Consider the following 16873-nt stretch of genomic DNA (forward strand, 5'->3'; position numbering starts at 1 on the left):
TTTCGAGGCCGTCCATGGTCACGCCGGAACGCCGCGCCCCCGCCGTGCGCTCCATACGAGCACCGCGACGAAGATCGCCACCCCGACCAGATCGACGGCGAGCATACCATGCGGCCAGAGCATCAGGGCGCCGATCGGGAACATCAGCAGGCGCAGCCACCAGGACAGCTCATGCTCCAGATAGCCCTCGAGGCCGGCGATGATCGCGTAGATGCCGAACAGCGCCAGGGCGAACACCTGCAGCATCTCCTCGGGGGTGCCGGTGATCAGCGGCGACCAGACGAACAGCAGCGGCACGATGTAGAGCCCCTTGGCGATCTTCCAGGCGGTCAGCCCGGTGCGCATCTGCGGCGTCTCGGCGATCGCCGCCGCGGCGAAGGCGGTCAGGCACACCGGCGGGGTGACGTTGGAGTCCTGCGACAGCCAGAAGATCACCATGTGCGCGGCGACCAGCGACATGGTCAAGAAGTGCGGCGACAGCGCCTGCTCGTAGAGCTGGCTGGAGAAGGTATCGGGCACCTTGTCGAGCAGCGCCTTGGCATCGGCCGGACTCATCGGCGCCGACAGCGCCTGCAGTTGATCGGGGGCGGCGAGCATGAAGATCGACTTGGCCTGCTGCGGCAGGTCGCCGGCGACGATCAGATCGACCAGTTGGGCATGCGCCATCAGGTTGTAGAGCGCCGGCGCCGAGAGCGTCGCCAGCACGATGTACGAGGCGGTGACCGGCAGCCCCATGCCCAGGATCAGCGAGGCGATGGCGACCAGCACGATGGTCACCAGCAGGCTGCCGCCCGCCCAGTCGGTGATCATCAGCGAGAAGGTGTTGCCGATGCCGGTGGTCGAGACCACGTTGACGATCAGCCCCACGGTGATCAGCAGGATCGCCGTGGTGATCATGTTGCGGGTGCCCTGGACCAGCGCCTCGACGATCAGCCTCGGGGTCATCGGCTGCTTGGACAGCCAGGAAGCGACGACCACCGAGACGATGGCGATGCCCGCCGCATAGGTCGGCGTGAAGCCGTAGATCAGCGCCCACACCAGCACGATCAGCGGCAGCAGATAGTGCCAGCCGTTCTTGAGCACCGTGCCGATCTTCGGCGCGTCGGGGTCGTCGAGCTGCTGGGCGTTGCTGCGCTTGGCCTCGATGCGCACGAACATCGCCACCGACAGGAAATAGAGCAGCGCCGGCAGCGCGGCGACGCCGATGATGGTCAGATACGACACCTGAGTGTAGGAGGCCATGATGAAGGCCCCGGCGCCCATCACCGGCGGCATCAGTTGCCCGCCGGTGGACGCCGACGCCTCGACGCCCGCGGCGAAGCGCGCCGGGAAGCCGGCCTTGCGCATCAGCGGGATGGTGATCACCCCGGTCGACACGGTGTTGGCCACCGCCGAGCCCGATACCGAGCCCATCAGCCCCGAGGAGAACACCGCCACGAACCCCGGGCCGCCGATGAAGCGCCCGGCCGCGCAGCGGGCCAGCTCGATGATGAACTCCCCGGCGCCGGACTTGACCAGGAAGGCGCCGAAGAGGATGAACATGAACACGTACGACCAGGAGATGCGGGCGATCGAGCCCAGCATGCCCTCGCCGCCGATGTAGCTGCGAAACAGCACCGTCTCCCAGCTCAGGCCGGGAAAGTTGAACACCCCGCCGACGTACTTGCCCCACCAGGCCACGTAGGTCAGCGCGATCAGGCACAGCACCGGGATGAACCAGCCGGTGGTACGCCGGGCGAACTCGAGGATCAGCCCCACGGCGAGAATCGACACCACCCAGTCGCTGGTGACGAAGGTCACGCCCCGGTCGTAGAGGGCATCCTCGAAGGCCATCAGGTACAGCGCGCAGCCGATCGCGGCGACCGCCAGCAGCACGTCGACGGCGAAGATCGCGCGGCGGGCGCCGGCCTGACGCGGCCGGGCCAATGGCACCGACAGCGCGCACAGCGCGCCGAACAGGCCGAAGTGCATGGCGCTGGTCCACAGCGTGGAGAGCGTCGAGAAGGTATTGAAGTACAGATGCACCAGGGCGATGAGGATGGCGAAGGCGAACAGGAAGCGCCCCAGCCAGGGGTGCTGGAGGCGTTCGTCGGCCTCCTGGGCATCCTCGTCGCGGATCGAATCGAGTGTTGGGTCGCTCACGGCGATCTCCTGAAGAGCGGCGTGCGTCAGATCATGACAGGGGAAGCGAAAGGCGCCACGAGCCATGGCGCCTTTCGGCGGAGGTACCTTTCCGGCCAGGTTGACCGGGAAGGTAACCTCGTGACGTACCGGTGCTTATTCGGCGCCGTCCGCTTTCGGCATCAGCCGATCGGGGATCTCGATGCCCTGCTCCTCGAAGTAGCGGGCCGCGCCGGGATGCAGCGGCATCGGCAGGCCGGCGATCGCCTTCTCGATGGCCATCGCCTTGGTCGCCGGGTGGATGTTCTGCAGAAACGGCAGGTTCTCGTACATGGTCTTGGTGATCGCGTAGACGTCGTCGGCCGGGACGTCGGCGCGCACCGCCAGGATGTTGGGCTGGGCGATGGTATGGATCACCTCGTCCTGATTGGGATAGGTGCCCGCCGGAATGTCATAGGGCGTCCACAGCTCGAACTCGCTGTTGACCTTCGCGAGCTGCTCGGCATTGAAGTCGAGCGTGGTGATGTCGCCGCCGACGTTGGCGTAGGCGCGGGTCACCGCCGAGGCCGGCACCCCGGCGGGGATGTTCATGCCCTGGATGGTGCCGTTCTGCAGGGCGTCGGCGCTCGGCCCGTAACCCAGATAGGCGATGTCCATCTTGTCCGGCTCGATGCCCAGTTGGCCGAGAATGTAGCGGCCCGAACCCTCGGTGCCCGAGTTGCGCGCGCCGATCGAGAACGCCTTGCCGTAAAGGTTGGTCATGTCGTCGATGGTGCCGGAGTCGACGATCGCGTCCTTGACCACGAAGTGCTCGACGTTCTGCCACAGCATCGACACGCTGCGCAGGTTCTTGTAGGCCTTGGGTACCGGCCCGGTGCCCTTCCAGGCATAGGCGCCGTAGAGCCCCTGCAGGATGCCGAACTGCGCCTCGTCGGCATCCATCAGCTTGAGGTTCTCGCCGGAACCGGCGGAACTGATCGCCGAGACCGAGATCCCGGTCTTGGGCTCGAGCTTGACCTTGACCAGCGTCGACAGCGCCACCCCCACCGGGTAGTAGGTGCCGCCGGTGGTGGCGGTGCCCATGATGTAGTGGTGTGACCCGTCCTGGGCCAGGGCGGAAGAGGCCGAGACGCCCAGCGCCGCGGCGGTGGCCAGGCCGATGGCCGACTTGAGGAACTGACGCTTGTGCATGCCGTTTCTCCTTGTGGGAATTGGCGGTTATTGTGGTGAGGCCCACAAGACGTAGCAAAGCCCTTGCCAGTTGGCGAAAATGCTTTTCCGACAATTACTTGCCGATCTCGCCGCAGCAACTCGCCCCCGCTATCGGCAGAAAATGGCCGATGGCGAGCCCAGCGATCGGCCAATTCTTGCCGATCCTCGTGCCGCCACGGCCCCTCAGAGGGGGTCTACAAATTCGTCGAGCGAAGGCAAGACAAGGCAAAATCGGATGAAAAAGCGGAGTTTACATGGGCTAAATGAGCATTTTGAGGCCGATTTTAACGCTGTATTGCCGAGCGCAGGCATTTTGTAAACTCCCTCTCAGGAGACACCGCCATGACCGACTTCTCCCTGCACCAGCGCCTCGCCGCCGACACCCACTTGATGGTCGACCTGCCGCTGTGTCAGGTCCGGCTGATGGACGACATGCGTTTCGCCTGGCTGATTCTGGTGCCGCGTCGCGACGCCGTCGTCGAAGTCGACGACCTGAGCGAGGCCGAGCAGGACCGGCTGTGGCACGAGGCCACCCGGCTGGGCGCGGCGCTCAAGGCCGAACTCGATGGTGACAAGCTCAATCTGGCGACACTCGGCAACCAGGTGGCGCAGCTGCACTTCCACGTGATCGTGCGGCGCCGTGACGATGCCGCCTGGCCCGGCCCGGTATGGGGGGTAGGCACGCCCGAGCCCTACCCGGCCCGGGCGGTGGAGGCGTGGCGGGCACGCATCGAACGTCTCGCCGCGCCGCTGATGGCGGGTTGAGGGAAATCAGGCGCCGGGCGGCAACCCCTGCTTGGCGAGCACCGCCTCGACGGCCTCCGCGATATCGCCACTCCCTCGTCGAGATCAGTGGCATGTGGCGCGCGAAACCACCCGAGTCGACGAGCCACGGGGTGCCGAGCCCGGCGCGAGGTGGGGTTCAGCGGCCGGGAACGCCGCCCACGCAGTAGTACTTGGTCTCGAGATATTCCTGCATGCCGGCATCGGCGCCCTCGCGCCCCAGCCCCGACTGCTTGACGCCGCCGAACGGCACCTGGGGGCCGGTGATGTCCATGGTATTGATACCGACCATGCCGACCTCCAGCCGGCGCATGAACTTGCGGATGCGCGCGTCGCGATGGGTATAGACGTAGGCGGCGAGGCCGAAGAGGGTATCGTTGGCGGCCGCGATCACCGCATCGTCGTCATCGAAGGCGCAGATCGGCGCCACCGGCGCGAACGACTCCTCGCCGGCCACGCGCATCTCGGCGGTGAAGTCGGCGACCACGGTGGGCATGAAGAAGCGCGGCCCCGGCGCCTCGCGCTGGTCGCGACCGAGGATTCGCGCGCCCTTGTCGCGGGCCTCGTCGACCAGCGAGCGGGCCTTGTCGACGGCGTCGCGGTTGATCAGCGGGCCGATGGCGTTGTTCTCGTCGAAGCCGTTGCCTACCGCCATGGCGTTCATGCGCGCGGTGAAGCGCTCGACGAAGTCCTCATACAGCGAGCGGTGCACGTAGAGCCGATTGGCCGCCACACAGTCCTGGCCGCTGGTCTGGAACTTGGCGGCGATGGCGCCCTCGACTGCCTCGTCGAGGTCGGCATCGTCACAGACGATGAACGGCGCGTTGCCGCCGAGCTCCATGGCATTGCGCTTGACCGTGTCGGCGCTCTGGCGCAACAGCGAACGCCCCACCTGGGTGGAGCCCGTGAACGACAGCGCCCGGACCCGGTCGTCGGCGCAGACCCGCTCGGCGAAACGCTTGCCGCTGCCGGTGACCACGTTGAACTCGCCGCGTGTGAAGCCGGCGCGCTCGGCGAGCACGGCCAGCGCCAGCGCCGAGAACGGCGTCTGGGTCGCGGGGTTGACCAGCGTCGTGCAGCCCGCCGCCAGGGCGGCACCGACCTTGCGGGTGATCATCGCCAGGGGGAAGTTCCAGGGGGTGATCACCGCGGCGACCCCGACCGGCTCCTGCACGGTACCCAGCGAGACATCGGGCTTGTCGGCGGGAATCGTCTCGCCGTCGGCACGGCGTGCCTGCTCGGCGAACCAGCGCAGGAAGCTGGCCGCGTAGTCGACTTCACCGCGCGCCTCGGCCAGCGGCTTGCCCTGCTCCCAGGTCATCAGCCGCGCCAGCGCCTCGCGATGCTCGGTCATGCCTCGATACCAGGCGAGCAGCCTGTCGGCGCGTTCCAGCGCCGAGGTGTCGCGCCATTCGGCGAAGGCGCCCAGCGCGGCGTCGATCGCCGAGTCGATGTTCGCCGCCGACAGGTCGGGCACCTGGCCGATTGTCTGCTCGGTGGCCGGGTCGTCGACCGCCTGACGCGCGTCATCGTCGGCGGTGATCCAGTCACCGCCGACGAAGGCGCGTTCACGCAGCAAGGTCTTGGGATCATTCGTCATTGCCGTTCCTCCCTGAAGCCAATGAAAAGTGCCATCGGCGGGGGCCGGCATGCCGGAACCAGCAAGGTGTGAGCACAGGATCCATCGAGGATCGGCGATGAGCTATCCCTGGTCGCCCGGCATCGCCCCTCGTCGTGGCGAGGTACCCGGAGTATAGGTGCCGCCGCCAGGACCCCCAAACCGGCGTTTTTCAGTGGTCGGCGCCGGCCTCGAGAAAGGCCTCGCGGCGCAGGCCGTGGCGGTGCATCTTCTGATTGAGAGTGCGTCGGGGCAGGTCGAGTTCCTCGAGCACCGCCTGGATGTTGCCGCGATGGCGTGCCAGCGCGGCGCGCAGCAGCGACGCCTCGAAGGCCGCCAGTTGATCGCCGAGCGAGCCGGTCGCCGTGGTGCCGGCCTCGCCCGCCAGTTGCGGTACGTCCAGCCCCAGGGTGAAGCGCGTCGCGGCGTTGCGCAGCTCGCGCAGATTGCCCGGCCAGGCGTGATGGCCGAGGCGCGACAGTTGCTCGCCGTCGGCCTCGCGCTGCGGACGCTGATGGACTTCCGCGGCCTGACGGCAGAAATGGTTGAACAGCAGCGCGATGTCCTCGCGGCGTTCGCGCAGCGGCGGGATGCGCAGCTCGGCGATGGCCAGCCGGTAGTAGAGATCCTCGCGGAACTCGCCGCACTCGGCGAGCGCCAGCAGGTCCGCCTTGGTCGCCGCCACCACCCGCAGGTCGAGGGCGATCACCCGGTTGCTGCCCAGCCGGGTGACCTCGCCCTCCTGCAGCGCACGCAACAGCTTGACCTGAGCCGCCAGCGGCATCGACTCGATCTCGTCGAGAAACAGCGTGCCGCCGCTGGCGTGCTCGAGCTTGCCGACCCGGGTCTCCAGGGCGCCGGTGAAGGCGCCCTTCTCGTGGCCGAACAGCTCCGATTCCACCAGCTCCGGGGCGATCGCCCCGCAGTTGAGCGCCACGAACGGCGCCGTCTCGCCCGGACCGAACTCATGCAGGCAGCGGGCCACCACCTCCTTGCCGCTGCCGGTCTCGCCGGCCACCAGCACGTTGGCGCGGGTCGGTGCCAGGTTGGCGATCTGCTCGCGCAGGCGACACATGCCCGGCCCCTCGCCGAGCAGCCGGCCGGCCAGCCCGCCCTGGCGCAGTGCCTGCCGCAGACGGCGATTCTCCTCGCCCAGCCGCCGTCGCTCGCGGGCACGGCGCACCCGTTCCTCCAGACGCTCGGGCTCGAACGGCTTCTCGATGAAGTCCCAGGCACCGCGACGCATCGCCTCCACGGCCATCGGCACGTCGCCGTGGCCGGTGATCAGCAGCACCGGCAGCTCGGCATCCCGTTCGCGTACCGCGGCGAGCAGCGCCAGGCCATCGAGCCCGGGCATCTTGACGTCGGAGATCATCGCCCCGCAGTCGGCGCCCTCGCCCAGCTCGGCGAGGGCCGTCTCGCCGTCGGCGAAGGTGCGCACCGGGAGTTCGCCGAGCTCGAACCACTGGGCCAGCGATTCGCGCACGCCGGGGTCATCGTCGATCAGCCAGATCGGCAGTTCGCTCATGTCAGGGATTCCTCGCGGTCCCGCCGGGCCGGCACCTGGCGAGCCCGGGGCAGTTCGACGCTGAACGCCGCCCCGCCGCCGAGCGACGCGGGGCGATTCTCGGCACGGATGCGGCCCTCGAGATCCTGAACGATGCCGAAGGCGATGAACAGCCCCAGCCCCAGGCCGTCGCCGACCGCCTTGGTGGTGAAGAAGGGATCGAACAGGTGCTCGAGCACGTCCTCGTCGATGCCCGGTCCGTTGTCGGCGATTTCCAGGGTCACCCGGCTCTCGCCTTGCGACACGCTCACCGTCAGGCGCGGCGCCTCGATCTCGCGCAACGCATCGAGGGCATTGCGCAACAGATTGGTCAGCAGTTGCTCGACGCGCACCGTATCACCGGCGACGAGCAGGCTTCCGGCAGCGGCGTGCTCGGGCAGTTGCACGTCCAGCGCCACGCCCTGACGCGCCAGGCGCTCCTCGAGCAGGTCGAGGACGAAATCGAGCCGCGCGGCCAGGTCGACCGGCTCGCGCGCGCCGCCCTTGCGAGCGAACAGCTTGAGCTGGCGAATCAGGGTGGCGAGTCGCTCGGAGAGCCCCTGGATGCGCCGGAAATTGTCGCTCGCCGCCTCATCCCGGCCCCGTTCGAGCAACCGCGCCCCGCTCGCCGCGTAGGTGCGGATGCCGGCCAGCGGCTGGTTGAGTTCGTGGGCGATGCCCGCCGCCATGGTGCCCAGCGCCGCCAGCTTGCCGGCCTGGACCAGCTCGGCCTGGGCCGATTCCAGCTCGCGGGTACGCGCCGCGACACGGCTCTCCAGGCGCTCGTTGGCCTCGCGCATGATCCGCGCCTCGCGCTCGCGCAGCCACAACCGCTGCTGGCGCTCGCGCAACCACAGGCCCAGCAGCAGCAGGGCCAGGCACACCGCCCCGGCGAGCAGCACCGCGTTGCGGGCACTCACGTAGAGCGGACGCACCGGCACCAGGTAATGCATCCGCCAGCCCAGGGTGTCGAGCGCCCTGGCGGTGGTGAAGAAGCGCTCGCCGAGCGCCCCCGACTCGACCCACAGCGAGCCGTCGTTCAAGCGCTCGCCCAGCGGGGCGAGCGCGGCCCCCTGAAACTGACGCTGGGCGCGCACCTCACCGAGCGCCGCCGCATCCAGCCGGCCCAGACGGCGAAAGCGCCACTCGGGACGACTGGACAGGATCACCACACCGTTGGCATCGGTGAGCAGCACCTTCTCCCCGGCCTCGCGCCAGTCGGCCTGCAGCGACTCCAGCGACACCTTGATCGCCAGCACGCCGCCGATCGTGGCATCCTCCGCCGAGGCCGTGCGCACCGGCGCCGAGACGAAATAGCCGGGCCGCCCGGTGGTGCTGCCGACGGCGAAGAACTCCCCCTGACCGCCCTCGATGGCGGCGCGAAAGTAGGGCCGGTACTCGTAGCGATGGCCGATGAAGCTGGCCGGCGTGGCATGGTTGCTGGCCGCCAGGGTCAGCCCCCGGCGGTCCATCAGGTAGATCGCCTCGGCCCCCGAACGCTCGGCGACCCGCTCGAGATGGCGGTTGACCCGGCGAATCACCGCGGGGCGATCCGCCAGGGCGCCGCGCACCAGCGGCTGGCGGGCGAGCAGGTCGGGCAGATAGGTGAACCGTTCCAGCGCCCCGTCGAGACTGCTGGTGTAGAGCGCCAGGCGCGCCTCGGCGTGGCGCCGCGACTCGCGCAGGGCATTGTCGAACTGCCAGTGCCACACCCACCACAACACGGCGGCGATCAGGACGGCGCCCGAGGCGATCAGCAGACGGCGCAGGCGCCGACGGCGTATCGGCCCCACTCAGGACGCCCCGAGGCGCGCGCGGATCTCGTCGAGCAGGGTAGCGAAGCGCTGCGGCTCGATCCCGCGACCGGACTGGCGCCCGGACAGCGCCAGCCACGTGCCCCTGGCCGCCGAACGGGCCTCCAGGGTCAGCACATAGCCGGACCGCGCGGCGAGTACCGCATCGACCCGGCCCAGCTCGGCATCGGCCAGACGGATCACGAAACCGTGATCGACCAGCACCGCGATCCCCGCCTCGAGCGCCGGACGCATCTCGGCCGGGACCACCAGGCTGCGGGTCTCCGGTGTCGGCGCGACGCTGGCGCAACCGCCGAGCAACAACGTCAGCGCCAACGCTCCCCACAGGCGTTTCATGGCCGAGCCCCCGTATTGAGCAGACGCGACTCGATGGCACCGCTGACCTCGCGGCAGAAGGCGTCGCGATTGTAGGGACGGGCATCGACCACGTAGCCGCCGTCGTCGACCACGCTGGAATCGCGGGTCAGCCTCACGTCGTTCTCGCCGACCACCAGCGACAAGCGTTCGACCTGGACCGGGTCCTCGCGGAAGCCGACACCATAGCCCACGCCCAGCGCCGAGCGGCGTCCGAAGCTGCTCCACAGCGACGCCCCACCGAACCAGTGGTCGTCGACGGCGCCCAGCCCCGGCCGACTAGTGGTGCGCTCGGCGCCGACCACGCCCAGCTCGAGGTCGGTGCTACGGATCGTGAAGCCGCGCGCCTCGAGCTCGGGGATGGCGGCACGCACCCAGGCCTCGCGGCTGACCCCGGCGTCGCGCAGCCAGGTGCACGAGGCCGGCATGTCGGCGGCAGGCTGGGTCAAGGGGTCATGGCCGACGGCCTGACAACCGCCGAGCAGCAGCCCCAGAAGGGGTAGCAGAGTCCCGATTCGTCTCGTCATGGCGTGTGCCCCATCGCGTTGTCGAGTCCGCGTTCGCGGCTCGTCATTCCCAGCTTAGCGTGCCTTGCGGCGCGACGGCACCCGTCTTGCCATCTCCCGCGCCGGGACGATTCGCGCTAGGCTGACGGACTGTGCCGAGCCTTCCCGAGACCCCGACGCCAGGGCGGCTGCGAGGTCCCTCACGTGGCCCACGACAAGAGGACGCCAATGAAGATCCTGATCGCCCCCGATAGCTACAAGGACGCCCTGCCGGCCCGCGAGGCGGCCGCGGCGATCGCCCGCGGCGCTCGCCGGGCACGCCCCGACACCGAACTCGTCGAGTGCCCGATGGGCGACGGCGGCGAAGGCACGCTGGATGCCCTGCTCGCCGCCACCGGTGCCGAACGCCGCCTCGCCAACGTGCACGACGCCCTGGAACGCCCCGCCCGGGCCGCCTGGGGCTGGCATGCGGCGAGTCGCACCGCCTATGTCGAGCTCGCCGAGGCCAGCGGCCTGCAGGCGCTCCTCCGCGACGAGCGCACCGCGCTGCACAGTTCCACCCGCGGCGTCGGTGAACTGATCCTCGCCGCCCTCGAGACCGGCGCCGAACGGCTGATTCTGACGCTCGGCGGCAGCGCCACCAACGACGCCGGTGCCGGCATGCTCGTGGCGCTGGGCGCGCGGCTCGAGGACGCCGCCGGACGGCCGCTGGCCCCCGGCGGTGCGGCGCTGGCCGAGCTTGACCGGCTCGACCTCTCGGGGCTCGACCCACGCCTGGCCTCGCTGACGGTGGAAACCGCCGTGGACGTCGACAACCCCTTGACCGGGCCGCGCGGGGCGAGCGCGGTGTTCGGCCCGCAGAAAGGTGCCAGCGAGGCGGACGTCGAACGCCTCGACACCGCGCTGGGGCACTTCGCCGATCACGTCGCCCACGCCCTGGGCCGCGACGAACGCGATCATCCGGGCGCCGGCGCGGCGGGCGGCATGGGCTTCGCCGCCCGCGCGCTGCTGGGCGCCGAGCTGCGCCCGGGCATCGAGCTGGTAATGGCCCAGGCGGGCTTCGACACCCAGCTCGCCGGCGCCGATCTGGTGATCACCGGCGAGGGCCAGCTCGACGGCCAGAGCCTGGCCGGCAAGACACCCATCGGCATCGCCCGCCGGGCCCATGCCTGCGGGGTGCCCACGGTCATTCTCGCCGGGCGCCTGGGGGACGGCTGGCAGGCCGCCCACGCCGAGGGCGTGAGTGCCGCCTTCGCCCTGGCCGATGGCCCCATGGCGCTCGACGAGGCCCTGTCGCGCTGCGCCGAGCTGCTCGCCGACCGCGCCGAGTCGGTGGTTCGCCTGTTCATCGCCCAGGCCGATCCGATGTCATGATGTCGTGAGCCAAATCAATAGGATGGGACTATCCCCACGATGTAGAGTGTTGTCTGTCACCGCTCGATGAGTCCCGCTATCATCGAGGCAATTCGTCACACAGGAGGCTTTCCCATGTCGGATACCAACGCCATCGGTCTGCATCAGAGCAGTGCCAACCAGCTGGCCGAACAGCTCAACACGCTGCTGGCCAACTACCAGATCTTCTACATGAACGTGCGCGGCTATCACTGGAACGTGAAGGGCCAGCAGTTCTTCGAGCTGCATACCAAGTTCGAGGAGCTCTACACCGACCTGCTGACCAAGATCGACGAGGTCGCCGAGCGCGTGCTCACCCTGGGGCACCAGCCGCTGCACGCCTACAGCGACTACGTGAAGACCGCCGCCATCGCCGAGGACAAGAACGTCCACGACGGCGAGGCCTGCGTGCGCGGCATCGTCCAGGGCTACCAGACCCTGATCGAGCTGCAGCGCGAACTGCTCAGCCTGGCCTCGGATGCCGACGACGAGGGCACCGCCTCGCTGGCCAGCGACTACATCCGCGAGCAGGAAAAGACCGTCTGGATGCTCAACGCCTATCTCGGCTGACGCCGACTCGCTGACGTCCGCCCGAGATCGACGCGCCGCTCACCGGAGCGGCGTTTTTCATGCCCGGCCGGTTGTGGAAGTCACTGCATTGCCTATCCTTGGGGTGTCCCCGCTGACGCGACCCCCTTGTCCGCACGGACGGTCGCCCCAAGGTCAGAGGGGCAAGGCGGCATTCGGCCGCATCGCTCACTGTGCCGCAAGGAGGTAGCCATGAGCCAGAAACTGAGTGGCAAGCGCGTCGCCATTCTCGCCACCGACGGGTTCGAGGAATCGGAACTCGCGGTGCCGCGCAAGGAACTCGATGCCCAGGGCATCACGGTGCATATCGTCGCCCCCGAGAAGAAAGGCATCCGCGCCTGGGCGGAGACCGACTGGGGCGAGACCTACGATGTCGACGTCGCCCTCGACGACGCCGACGTCGCCAGCTATCACGCCCTGGTGCTGCCGGGCGGCTTGTTCAATCCGGATAGCCTGCGCATCAACGAAAAGGCCCAGACCTTCGCCCGGCACTTCTTCGAGGCCGGCAAGCCGGTCGCGGCGATCTGCCACGGCCCCTGGTTGCTGATCAACGCCGGCGTGGTCGAAGGGCGCAGGATGACCTCCTTCCCCTCGGTGGCCCAGGACCTGAAGAACGCCGGCGCCGAGTGGGTCGACGAAGAGGTCGTGGTCGACAGCGGCCTGGTCACCAGCCGCAAGCCGGCCGACCTCGACGCCTTCTGCCGCAAGCTGATCGAGGAGATCGGCGAGGGCCGTCACAGCCAGCAACACGCCTGATCGACACCACGTCGGATCGCTTGCGTCCGCCTCGCCCGACGAGGCGGACGTTTTGCGTCTGGCCACCGCTGATACCGTTTCCCGGGAGAGCCCCATGACCCGCCGCCCGTCACAGTCCCTGCGCAAGCTGCTGCGTCTCGCCGCCCGGCCGATGAAATCGGATCGCGGTCGCGGCGGCATCGTGGTGCACGCCTACCGGGGCTACGGCTCGGCGAGTCAGGTCTACCTGATGGGCCGGGTCTTTCACCAGCCCAGCCTGGGACTGCCGCTCGCCGAGGGCACGCTGGCCCGCGATCTGGCCGACGTGGTACGCCGCGGCGTGCGCTGGGGCGTCGGCGGCGCCGAGGTCACCCTGCGCCTGAACGGCAGCACGCTGACCGTGACCACCGACCGTGACGGCTACTACGATGCCTGGATGCCGCTCGACGAGCCGTTGCCGCAGGATCGCAGCTGGCACCGCGCCGAACTCGACGTGCGCGTCGACGACGCCCACACGGTCAGCGGCAGCGCCGAAGTCTACGTGCCGCCGCCGGCGGTGGACATGGTGGTGATCAGCGACATCGACGACACCGTGATGTACACCGGTGTCGCCAACAAGCTGAAGATGTTCTACCGACTGTTTCTCGAGAAGGCCGACCGGCGCACCGCCTTTCCCGGTGTCGCGCCCTTCTACCAGGCATTGTTCGCCGGCGCCGACGGCCAGCGACGCCGACCGATGCTCTACGTCTCGCGCGGGCCCTGGAGCATCTACGAGGTCCTCGAGGCGTTCTTCCAGCGCAATCGTATCCCGGTGGGGCCGATTCTCTTCCTGCGCGAATGGGGGCTGAGCCTGCAACGCCCCTGGCCACGCAAGGCCACCGATCACAAGGCCCGGGTGATCGAGCAGATGCTCTCGCTCTACGACACCCTGCCGTTCGTGCTGATCGGCGACAGCGGCCAGCAGGACCCCGAGACCTACGCGCGCATCGTCCGCGAGCATCCGGGGCGGATCCACACCATCTACATTCGCAACATCAACCAGGACGCCAGCCGCGCTGCGGCGATCGACCGCCTCGCCGAGGAGGTCGGCGAGGACGGCTGCAGCCTGCTGCTGGCGAGCAGCAGCGTGCAGATGGCCGAGCACGCCCACGACCAGGGGCTGATCTCGAGCGCCGGCCTGGAAGCGGTACGCCGCTCGCCGGATCTCGCCGACACGCGCGACGGCGACGCCGCCTGAGCGCCGCGCCGGCTCCTCAGGGGGCGCGCCCCTCGGCGAGCGCCTCGATCATCGCCCGCAGCAGTTGCCAGAACTCCGCCACCGAGTCGAGTTCGGCACGTTCGTCGGGCGAGTGGGCGCCGCGGATCTGCGGACCGAACGAGATCATCTCCAGCTGCGGATACTTGCCGCCGAGAATCCCGCACTCCAGTCCGGCATGGATCACCTTGACCGCCGGGTCGCGACCCGTCAGGCGCTGGTGAATCTCGCGGAAACGCGTCAGCAACGGGCTGTCGGGGGCCGGCGTCCAGCCCGGGTAGGCGTGTTCGACGCGGGTCTCGGCGCCGATCAGTCCGAACAGCGCGCGAAAGCGGTCGGCCATGTCGGCGCAGGCGCTGTCGCGCAGCGAACGCACCAGCGCGCAGAGATGAAAGCGCCCTGCCGCGAGACTGACCACGCCCAGGTTGTTGGAGGTCTCGACCACCCCCGGAACCTCGGCACTCATCCGCTCCACGCCACACGGGGCAACGTGCAGCGCCGCCAGCRGSATCYCGCTGGCGGTCGAGGTCAGGGCCTCGCCGGGGACCTGCTCGAGCGGCTCGAGGGCCAGCGTCAGGCCGTCGTCGACCCCGGCCAGCTCGGCGACCAGTTCCGCCTGCAGCTCGGCGAGCCGTGCCTGGGCCGCATCGCCTTCGCCCTCGCTCATCACCAGGCTGGCGAAGGCCTCGCGCGGCAGGGCGTTGCGCAGCGTGCCGCCCCGATAGTCGACCAGCCGCACGCCACACGGCGCCAGCGCACGCAGCACGCGCACCAGCAGGCGGTTGGCGTTGCCGCGCCCCTTGTGGATGTCGATCCCCGAGTGGCCGCCGACCAGCCCGGTCAGGGACAGTTGCCAGGCGCGCTCGTCGTCGCGCACGGCGCTTTGCGGCAGGCTGGCCTCGACCACCACGTCGGCACCGCCGGCACAACCGATGTAGACCTCGCCGCGGTCCTCGGAATCCAGGTTGAGCAGCAGGTCGCCCTCCAGCCAGTTCTCGGCCAGGCGCAGCGCCCCGCCCATCGACGACTCCTCCTCGACGGTGAACAGCGCCTCGAGCGGCCCGTGGCGCAGCGTGTCGTCCTCGAGCACCGCCAGCGCCGCGGCCACGCCCAGACCGTTGTCGGCTCCCAGCGTGGTGCCCCGGGCGTGCAGCCAGCCGTCGGCGATGTAGGTCTCGATGGGATCGCGGGAGAAGTCGTGGAGCTGATCGGCGTTGGCCTGGGCGACCATGTCCAGATGGCCCTGGAGGATCACCCCCGGGGCCTGCTCGCAGCCCGGCGCCGCCGGCTTCTTCAGGCGCAGGTTGCCCGCCTCGTCGACATCGTGGGCGAGGCCGCGAGCCGTGGCCCACTCGACGATGGCGCGCGCGATGCCCGCCTCCTGGCCGGACGGACGCGGCGTGTTGCACAGGGTACGGAAGTGACGCCACAGCGGGGCCGGCGTCAGCGTTTCCAGGTGTTCGTTCATAGAGGGGTATCGATCCTGATCGGTCTGTCGCGTGTCATTGTAGCGATGAAACGCCGGCAACGAAGCCCCCCCAGAAACGCCGACGCCCCGGCGTGATGGCCGGGGCGTCGGGGACTCAGAGAACGCAGCCGCGTTCAGTACTGATCGTCGTGATGCTCCTCGTAACGGGCGTCGATGATCGCCGTACCCGCCGCGGCGATCAGCACGATCATCACCGTGCCCAGCACCCAGGCGAAATACCAGGCGCCACGCTCGCCCAGCACGATGGTCAGGGCGATCGCCACCACGGCGATGAGCAGCCAGAAGAGAAAGATCAGAATCTGTTTCATGGTGCGCGCTCCGCAATCAGTAGGCGTGTTCGTCGTGGGCGATCGATTCCGGCGTCACCTTGCCGCGCATCACCCAGAAGGCCCAACTGGTGTAGATACCGATGATCGGGATGAAGACCGCGGTGAAGGCCAGCATCCAGCCCAGCGTGCCCAGGCTCGAGGAGGCGTCCCAAACGGTCAGGCTGTGGCTGGGTTCGCTGGAGGACGGCATCAGGAACGGGAACATCGCCGTGCCCAGCGTGACCAGGGTGGCGGCCCAGGCCAACGCGCCCAGCCACCAGGCCAGGTGCGACAGGCCGGCGCGGGCCGCGGCGATGCCGCCCAGCACGGCCAGGTAGACCGCCGCCGGGATCAGCCACAGCGCCGGATGCGCGCCATAATTGGCGAGCCAGGCACCGGACGCGGTTTCCACGGTCTTGTTGAGCGGCAATGCCGGGCCGGCGGGATCGCCGCCCGCGGTGATCTCGTAGCCATGCATCATCGACACCCAGATGCCGCAGATGGTGAACACCGCCAGGGCCGCCAGACCGGCGACGGTGACCAGCCGGCAGGCGCGCTCGCGAATCACCCCGGTACCGCGGTTCATCACCATCGCCCCGCCCTGATAGAGCGCCAGCGCCAGCGACATCACCCCGCACAGCACGGCGAAGGGGTTGAACAGGCTGATGAAGCTGCCGGTGTAGTAGGAGATCATGTTCCAGGAGAAGTGGAAGGGTACGCCTTCCAGCATGTTGCCCATCGCCGCGCCGAAGACGATCATCGGTACCGCGCCGGAGACGAACAGCATCCAGTCCCAGGCACCGCGCCAGCGCTCGCCGGGCAGCTTGCTGCGGTACTCGAAGCCCAGCGGACGCACGATCATCGACCACAGCAGCACCAGCATGACCACATAGAGCCCCGAGAAGGCGGTGGCGTAGATGGTCGGCCAGGCGGCGAACACCGCGCCGCCGCCGAGGATGAACCACACCTGGTTGCCGTCCCAGTGCGGGGCGATCATGTTGATCACCGCGCGACGCTCACCGTCGGTACGGCCCAGGTAGCGCAGCGCGGCGCCGACGCCCATGTCCATGCCGACCATCACCGCCAGGCCGATCAACAGCACGCCCAGCAGTACCCACCAGGTCACCTTGAGTAGAATGTACGGATCCATGG

General features: G+C 69.0%; 15 protein-coding genes. 5 read left to right on the forward strand and 10 right to left on the reverse strand.

Features of this window, described 5'->3' with window-relative positions; all coding sequences use genetic code 11:
- Positions 1 to 18: 18 nt before the first annotated feature.
- Positions 19 to 2142, reverse strand: a complete 2124-nt coding sequence (locus tag D0901_RS11335; protein WP_129140416.1) for a TRAP transporter permease — start codon at positions 2140 to 2142, stop codon at positions 19 to 21.
- Positions 2143 to 2277: 135 nt separating this feature from the next.
- Entirely contained in the window at positions 2278 to 3312 is a 1035-nt protein-coding gene (locus tag D0901_RS11340; RefSeq protein ID WP_129140417.1) for a TAXI family TRAP transporter solute-binding subunit, read from the reverse strand.
- Between the two features lie 363 nt (positions 3313 to 3675).
- On the opposite strand from D0901_RS11340, the gene D0901_RS11350 reads away from it, so the two are divergent.
- Positions 3676 to 4098, forward strand: a complete 423-nt coding sequence (locus tag D0901_RS11350) for an HIT domain-containing protein (protein WP_129140419.1) — start codon at positions 3676 to 3678, stop codon at positions 4096 to 4098.
- A 157-nt stretch (positions 4099 to 4255) separates the two neighbouring features.
- Here D0901_RS11350 and D0901_RS11355 read toward each other — a convergent pair whose 3' ends face one another.
- From D0901_RS11355 to D0901_RS11375, 5 genes are all read right to left on the reverse strand, one after another.
- The gene (locus D0901_RS11355) at positions 4256 to 5716 is read right to left on the reverse strand and encodes an NAD-dependent succinate-semialdehyde dehydrogenase (protein WP_129140420.1); all 1461 of its coding nucleotides are present in this window, start codon (positions 5714 to 5716) and stop codon (positions 4256 to 4258) included.
- 190 nt (positions 5717 to 5906) lie between these two features.
- Entirely contained in the window at positions 5907 to 7262 is a 1356-nt protein-coding gene (locus D0901_RS11360) for a sigma-54-dependent transcriptional regulator (protein WP_129140421.1), read from the reverse strand.
- Positions 7259 to 9073 carry a sensor histidine kinase gene (locus D0901_RS11365; RefSeq protein ID WP_233440407.1) on the reverse strand — a complete coding sequence of 605 codons (1815 nt, stop codon included), beginning with the start codon at positions 9071 to 9073 and terminating at the stop codon, positions 7259 to 7261. Before D0901_RS11365 ends, D0901_RS11360 begins: the two co-directional genes overlap by 4 nt.
- Positions 9074 to 9430 carry a hypothetical protein gene (locus D0901_RS11370; protein WP_129140422.1) on the reverse strand — a complete coding sequence of 119 codons (357 nt, stop codon included), beginning with the start codon at positions 9428 to 9430 and terminating at the stop codon, positions 9074 to 9076.
- A complete protein-coding gene (locus D0901_RS11375; protein WP_129140423.1) occupies positions 9427 to 9975 on the reverse strand; it encodes a hypothetical protein in 549 nt (182 codons plus the stop codon). Before D0901_RS11375 ends, D0901_RS11370 begins: the two co-directional genes overlap by 4 nt.
- Before the next feature lie 207 nt (positions 9976 to 10182).
- On the opposite strand from D0901_RS11375, the gene D0901_RS11380 reads away from it, so the two are divergent.
- From D0901_RS11380 to D0901_RS11395, 4 genes are all read left to right on the forward strand, one after another.
- A complete protein-coding gene (locus D0901_RS11380) occupies positions 10183 to 11328 on the forward strand; it encodes a glycerate kinase (RefSeq protein ID WP_129140424.1) in 1146 nt (381 codons plus the stop codon).
- A gap of 114 nt (positions 11329 to 11442) precedes the next feature.
- Positions 11443 to 11916: a Dps family protein gene (locus tag D0901_RS11385; protein WP_129140425.1), complete on the forward strand. Its 474-nt coding sequence runs from the start codon at positions 11443 to 11445 to the stop codon at positions 11914 to 11916.
- A gap of 210 nt (positions 11917 to 12126) precedes the next feature.
- Positions 12127 to 12690: a type 1 glutamine amidotransferase domain-containing protein gene (locus tag D0901_RS11390; RefSeq protein WP_129140426.1), complete on the forward strand. Its 564-nt coding sequence runs from the start codon at positions 12127 to 12129 to the stop codon at positions 12688 to 12690.
- Between the two features lie 94 nt (positions 12691 to 12784).
- Positions 12785 to 13906 (forward strand): App1 family protein, encoded by a 1122-nt coding sequence (locus tag D0901_RS11395; RefSeq protein ID WP_129140427.1) that lies wholly within the window; start codon positions 12785 to 12787, stop codon positions 13904 to 13906.
- Between the two features lie 16 nt (positions 13907 to 13922).
- Here D0901_RS11395 and D0901_RS11400 read toward each other — a convergent pair whose 3' ends face one another.
- From D0901_RS11400 to cydB, 3 genes are all read right to left on the reverse strand, one after another.
- The gene (locus D0901_RS11400; RefSeq protein ID WP_129140428.1) at positions 13923 to 15392 is read right to left on the reverse strand and encodes an aminoacyl-histidine dipeptidase; all 1470 of its coding nucleotides are present in this window, start codon (positions 15390 to 15392) and stop codon (positions 13923 to 13925) included.
- A 134-nt stretch (positions 15393 to 15526) separates the two neighbouring features.
- Positions 15527 to 15721, reverse strand: coding sequence for a hypothetical protein (locus D0901_RS11405; RefSeq protein WP_129140429.1), 195 nt, complete (start codon positions 15719 to 15721; stop codon positions 15527 to 15529).
- Positions 15722 to 15737: 16 nt separating this feature from the next.
- Positions 15738 to 16871 (reverse strand): cytochrome d ubiquinol oxidase subunit II, encoded by a 1134-nt coding sequence (gene cydB, locus D0901_RS11410; RefSeq protein ID WP_129140430.1) that lies wholly within the window; start codon positions 16869 to 16871, stop codon positions 15738 to 15740.
- Between the last annotated feature and the right edge of the window lie 2 nt (positions 16872 to 16873).

Source organism: Modicisalibacter coralii (assembly GCF_004117855.1).
Taxonomy (GTDB): Bacteria; Pseudomonadota; Gammaproteobacteria; order Pseudomonadales; family Halomonadaceae; genus Modicisalibacter; species Modicisalibacter coralii.

Excerpts from the sequence above, each read along its gene's own strand:
- D0901_RS11355 (WP_129140420.1), bottom strand. The coding sequence starts at position 5,716 with ATGACGAATGATCCCAAGACCTTGCTGCGTGAACGCGCCTTCGTCGGC.
- D0901_RS11360 (WP_129140421.1), bottom strand. The coding sequence starts at position 7,262 with ATGAGCGAACTGCCGATCTGGCTGATCGACGATGACCCCGGCGTGCGC.
- D0901_RS11405 (WP_129140429.1), bottom strand. The coding sequence starts at position 15,721 with ATGAAACAGATTCTGATCTTTCTCTTCTGGCTGCTCATCGCCGTGGTG.
- D0901_RS11385 (WP_129140425.1), top strand. The coding sequence starts at position 11,443 with ATGTCGGATACCAACGCCATCGGTCTGCATCAGAGCAGTGCCAACCAG.
- D0901_RS11395 (WP_129140427.1), top strand. The coding sequence starts at position 12,785 with ATGACCCGCCGCCCGTCACAGTCCCTGCGCAAGCTGCTGCGTCTCGCC.
- D0901_RS11390 (WP_129140426.1), top strand. The coding sequence starts at position 12,127 with ATGAGCCAGAAACTGAGTGGCAAGCGCGTCGCCATTCTCGCCACCGAC.
- D0901_RS11375 (WP_129140423.1), bottom strand. The coding sequence starts at position 9,975 with ATGACGAGACGAATCGGGACTCTGCTACCCCTTCTGGGGCTGCTGCTC.
- D0901_RS11380 (WP_129140424.1), top strand. The coding sequence starts at position 10,183 with ATGAAGATCCTGATCGCCCCCGATAGCTACAAGGACGCCCTGCCGGCC.
- D0901_RS11350 (WP_129140419.1), top strand. The coding sequence starts at position 3,676 with ATGACCGACTTCTCCCTGCACCAGCGCCTCGCCGCCGACACCCACTTG.
- D0901_RS11340 (WP_129140417.1), bottom strand. The coding sequence starts at position 3,312 with ATGCACAAGCGTCAGTTCCTCAAGTCGGCCATCGGCCTGGCCACCGCC.
- cydB (WP_129140430.1), bottom strand. The coding sequence starts at position 16,871 with ATGGATCCGTACATTCTACTCAAGGTGACCTGGTGGGTACTGCTGGGC.
- D0901_RS11370 (WP_129140422.1), bottom strand. The coding sequence starts at position 9,430 with ATGAAACGCCTGTGGGGAGCGTTGGCGCTGACGTTGTTGCTCGGCGGT.